This window comes from Promicromonospora kroppenstedtii DSM 19349 (assembly GCF_000515355.1).
GTDB lineage: Bacteria > Actinomycetota > Actinomycetes > Actinomycetales > Cellulomonadaceae > Promicromonospora > Promicromonospora kroppenstedtii.
Genome location: NZ_KI911609.1, coordinates 5,740 through 10,603, shown reverse-complemented (window position 1 = coordinate 10,603; position 4,864 = coordinate 5,740). Strand labels below are relative to the sequence as shown.

The window sequence follows — 4,864 nt, the reverse complement described above, 5'->3', positions numbered from 1 at the left end:
CGCGACGCCGACGCGCGCGGCGGGGTTCGCTGCCGCCTCGGCCTCGGCCGCGGCGTCCGCCTCGCCCTTGTCGCGCAGCGCGAGCGCCACGGAGCGAACGAAGTCGTTCTCGTGCTCCCGCGCCTTGCGGATCGCCAGGCTGCCGGCCGTGGCCTCCCGCAGGAACCTGATCCCGCCGTGCTCGCCGTCGACGACGGCCGCACCCTTGAGCACCGCGCCCGGGGCATGAAGGATCTGGTCGAGCTCGTCGGCGCTGAAGTCGGACAGGTTCGTCATCCGCACGCTCTCTGTCGGGGTCTTGTGCTGACCGAACGCCCCGGCCCGCCGGGTGGTTCCCGTGCCCGCCCAGGCTCGGCGCAGCTCAGGGCGCGTTCCGTGCGGTCACTCTCGCTCCAGAACCGGTACCACCGCACCCTCGACGAGCCACTGACGTGTGACCGCGTCCTCGAGCCAGGCGATGCGGTCACCCGCCAGGCTCGCCGTCACGGATCCGCCCGGGAAGCGGGCCAGGTCCGGGCCGTCGTACCCGGAGGTCGACGCCGTCGCGCGGTACAGGTAGGAGGTGTCGGCAGGATTCTCCGACACGGGGTCCCTGCTGGTCCACGACAGGAGGCCGTCCGAGGCGCGGAGGTCGTCGACGACGCCGCCGGGGAGCCGCACGACGCTGTCGCCGTCGCCGGCCCGGTCCAGGACGTAGAGGGCACCGGCGCCGGATTCCGGGCCGGAGCCGCTGTCGGCGGCCGTGGCCAGGACCGTCCACGCGACGACGTCGTCCGATACAGCGATGTCGGCGACCTCGGTCGCCGAGCCGTGCTCGATCTCGAGGAGCGTGGTGCCGGTCAGGTCCCCGCCCGACAGGCCTTCGAACAGTTGGATCGTCGTGGTGCCGGACCCGCCGGCGCCGGGAGTCAGGACGGCGGCGACCACCTCGTCGTCGTCCGCGGCGAGCGCGGTGACCCCGGCCGCGAGCTCGACCGGTGTCCCGTCGCCGTCGAGGGTCGTCGCGTACAGGCGGGTCTCGTCGGCCGTGGGCCCGGCCGTCCACAGGGCCTGCTCTTCGGTGGTGGCGATCAGCCAGAGACGTTCGTCGGTGGTGGCCAGGGGGTCGACCACGGTGGTCAAGGATCCGCGGGAATCGATCAGGGTGCGGACGAAGCTCACGCGGGGCGAAGTGTTCTCGGCCGCGTACTCGCTCCACACCACCCGGTCCCCGGTGACGGTGAGATCGGTCGGGGCCACCGGGGCGCCCTGGTACGACGTCAGGCTGGTAGCCGAACTCCTTGTACCGAGCGCCCAGGAGTTGTGCACGATGCTCGGGCTGCCGGAACTGGGGTTCTCGCCGAACTGCCAGAGCAGGCCCGAGCCCGTCAGCCCGCGGGGCTCGGGCAGCGGCTCCCCGTTGGCGGAGACCGGCACCCCCGACTGGTCGCGATAGCCGGGCGTCGCCGGTTCCACGTCGACGTCGTAGCAGCTCAGGGGGCGTGCATCAGCGGTGTCCACCACCACGGGCCGGGTCAGCGGGCCGACGTCCTCGGCGGCCTCCGGAGCACGGTTCGGCGTGGGCCCGGGAAGCTCGTCCGGGCAGACGACCGGCGTGTTCCCCGCCGGGTCCAGGTCGGGTCGGCCGGTGTCGAACAGCGGCGCGATCAGGTCCCCGCCCGGCAGCACCACCGGCCCGATCCCCGGCAGCGGCACCGGCCCCCGGGTCAGCACCCCGAGCGCCACCAGGAGCACCACGCACGCCGTCCCAACCACCTGGCGGACCCGGCGTCGCCGCAAGGCGGCGCGGCTCCGGTCGAGCACGGCCTGCTCGTCGACGACCGCCGGCTCGATCTGCTCGGCCTGCGCCGCCAACAGGTCCCGCAGGCGAGCCAGCCCGCGCGAGCTCGCCGCCTTCACCGTCCCGACGGCGATCCCGAGCTCCCGGGCGACCTCCGCCTCCGGCAGGTCCAGCAGGTGCCGCAGCACCACCACCCGCCGCTGGCCCGCCGGCAGCAGCGCCAGCCCCCGGACCAGCTCGTCACGCAGCACCACCTGCCCGGCATGGTCCGACGCGGGAGCGACAGGGATCATGTCGTCACCGGGGAACGACTCGCGACGCGTGTGCCGCCAGCCGTCGATCCGGAGGTTGACCAGGATCCGGCGGGCATACGCGGTCTCCGTGCCGGGCCGGACCTTGACCCACGTGCGGTAGACCCGTTCGAACGTGGACTGGACGAGCTCCTCCGCCCGGTGCCGGTCCCCGCACAGCAGGTACGCGGTGCGGTGCAGGTACGCGCTGGACTCCCGGACGAACGTCGTGAACTCCGCGTCACGGGAACGCGACACCTCGACCCGTACGTCGAGCGGCGCGCCACCGTCCGACGACACGCCCGCCTCGAAGTCGTCCATGGTCGCCCCGCTCTCCTGCCTCATGCCCTCCACTACGGAGAGTGTCCGCCAAAGGTTGCCCCGGCCACCGGAAGAGGTGGCCCGGCGCTTGCTACGTTTCGTGGTGTGACCTTCGAGAACGCACGCCCGGGGACCGGCCTGTTCCTCGCCGCCGAGTGGCGCCGCCTGGTGATGCTCAGCTACGAGATCGATCCCGACGCGCTGCGCCCGCTCGTCCCGCGCGGCGTCGAGCTCGACACCTGGGACGGCCGGCACCTCGTCAGCATGGTGGGCTTCCGGTTCCTCGACACCCGCCTGCTGGGCGTCCCGGTCCCCTTCCACCGCAATTTCGACGAGATCAACCTGCGGTTCTACGTGCGCCGCCGCGGCGACGACGGCTGGCGGCGCGGCGTGGTGTTCGTCAAGGAGATCGTGCCCCGGTGGGCCCTGGCCACCGTGGCCCGGGTCGCCTACGGCGAGAACTACGTCGCGCGGCCCATGCGGCACCGGATCGACCTCCACGACGGCGAGGTCACACCGGGCGGCCTGGTCGAGTACGCGTGGCGCGACGCCGGCGCCTGGCACCGCGTCGGCGCCACGGTCCGCGGCGGCGCGGAGCCGCTGGTCGCGGGCTCCCAGGAGGAGTTCGTCACCGAGCACTACTGGGGCTACGCCGCCCAGCGTGGCGGCGGCACCGTCGAGTACCGCGTCGAGCACCCGAGCTGGCAGGTCCGCCAGGCGGGCGACGCCGTCCTGGCGTGCGACGTCGCGGCGGTGTACGGCCGAGCCTTCGCCGAGAGCCTGGGCGCCGAGCCGTTCTCGGCCTTCGTCGCGGACGGCTCGCCCGTCGTCGTCCGGCGGGGCGCCCGCCTCTGAGGCACACTCGGTAAAGACAAAAGGGACTTCACCCCCAACACCACACAACGTTCCGGGCGTCCGGGACGTGTGAAGTGACATGGGTCATCACGCAGCGTTCCATCCAGTCATCCTCGGCGGCGACGCCGGCGCGTACAGCCTCGCGCGCGCCTTCCACGAGGGTTACGGCGTCACCTCGACCGTCGTGTCCATCCGGCCGACGCCCAACGTCGCGCGCTCGACCATCATCCGGAACGTCGTCGAGCCGCGGCTGGACGACCCGGACGTCATGGTCGAGCTGATCCGGCGGATCGCTGCGGCGGCGCCGGGTCCGGTCATCGCCGTCACCTGCGTGGACTGGTACGTGCGAGCGCTCGCCGAGCACCGCGAGCGCCTCGAGGACGCGGCGGTCGTCCCCTACCCGTCGGCCACGCTCCTCGATCAGGTGATGGACAAGCAGCGGTTCTCCGAGCTCTGCGTGCGGCTCGGGGTGCCGCACCCGCGCACCGCGGTGCGCGACGGCGGCGCGCCGGTGGGCGAGCTGGACCTGCGGTTCCCGGTGATCGCCAAGCCGGGCGACAACTCTGCGTGGCACCGGGTGTCGTTCGCGGGCAAGGCAAAGGTGCACCTGGTACGGGACCGCGAGGAGCTGGCCGCCCTGCTGACGGCGGCCGGGGAGGCAGGCTACCGGCGGCCGATGATCCTCCAGGAGTACGTGCCCGGCGATGACGCGCAGATGCGGATCATGACCACCTACTCCGACCGCGCGGGTGCGGTGCGCATGGCATGGGGCGGCCGGGTCCTGCTCGAGGAGCACACGCCCGGGACGCTGGGCAACCCGGCGGCGATCCTCACCGGCCGGCTCCCGCAGGTGGAGGCGGACGCCCGCCGGCTCGTGGAGCACCTGGGCTGGACGGGCTTCGCGAACTTCGACGTCAAGATCGACCCGCGCACCGGGCTGGGCCACTTCTTCGAGCTGAACCCGCGCACCGGGCGGTCCAACTACTACCTGACGGCGAGCGGGTTCAACCCCGCCGAGCTCTGGACGGCGGACCACCTCACCGGGAGCTGGCCGGAGGCCGCGGAACCGCTGGAGGTGCTGTACCGGATCGTCCCCGGCTTCCTCCTGGACCGGTACGTGCACGACGCGGCGGTACGGGCAGCCGCACGCCGGGCCCGCGCCGTGCACCCGCTCAAGTACGGCGGGGACCGGTCGCCGCGCCGCGACGCCTGGGTGCGTCTCGCCGAGCTGAACCAGGTGCGCAAGTTCGCACAGCACCACCCGGCGCAGGAGGTGGGCGGGGCCCCGGGGCTGCCCGAGCCACGCCCGGATCTCCCGTCGGCGGGGCACAAGCTTGCCTGACGCCGGGGGCCGGGCCGGCGGGGCACCGGCCGGCCGGACGCTGGTCGGCGTGCTGGGCGGGGTCGGGCCGCTCGCCACGGTCCTGTTCATGGACCGTGTCGTGCGACTGACGGAGGCCGCACGGGACCAGGACCACATCGACATGGTGGTGCTCCAGCACGCGAGCGTCCCGGACCGGACGGCGTTCGTGCTGGGGCGCTCCGCGGACGACCCCGGGCCGGTGCTCGCCGACGACGCTCGGCGCCTCGCCCGCGCGGGGGCCGGCCTCCTGGTGCT

General features: G+C 73.4%; 4 protein-coding genes and 1 pseudogene. 3 read left to right on the top strand and 2 right to left on the bottom strand.

The genetic code is table 11. From position 1 onward, the window contains the following. Positions 1-276: pseudogene (locus PROKR_RS33805) on the bottom strand (hypothetical protein); the annotation flags it as partial. A gap of 105 nt (positions 277-381) precedes the next feature. Beyond that, positions 382-2,415 carry a SigE family RNA polymerase sigma factor gene (locus PROKR_RS36810; RefSeq protein ID WP_245605686.1) on the bottom strand — a complete coding sequence of 678 codons (2,034 nt, stop codon included), beginning with the start codon at positions 2,413-2,415 and terminating at the stop codon, positions 382-384. Between the two features lie 81 nt (positions 2,416-2,496). Between PROKR_RS36810 and PROKR_RS03835 the strand changes: the two genes are divergently transcribed. From PROKR_RS03835 to PROKR_RS03825, 3 genes are all read left to right on the top strand, one after another. Next, positions 2,497-3,246 carry a YqjF family protein gene (locus PROKR_RS03835; RefSeq protein WP_084800232.1) on the top strand — a complete coding sequence of 250 codons (750 nt, stop codon included), beginning with the start codon at positions 2,497-2,499 and terminating at the stop codon, positions 3,244-3,246. 79 nt (positions 3,247-3,325) lie between these two features. After that, a complete protein-coding gene (locus PROKR_RS03830) occupies positions 3,326-4,588 on the top strand; it encodes a carboxylate--amine ligase (protein ID WP_051432647.1) in 1,263 nt (420 codons plus the stop codon). Beyond that, positions 4,581-4,864 (top strand): aspartate/glutamate racemase family protein (locus tag PROKR_RS03825; RefSeq protein WP_036959679.1); only part of this gene is annotated, 284 nt, incomplete at its 3' end. The genes PROKR_RS03830 and PROKR_RS03825, both read left to right, overlap by 8 nt.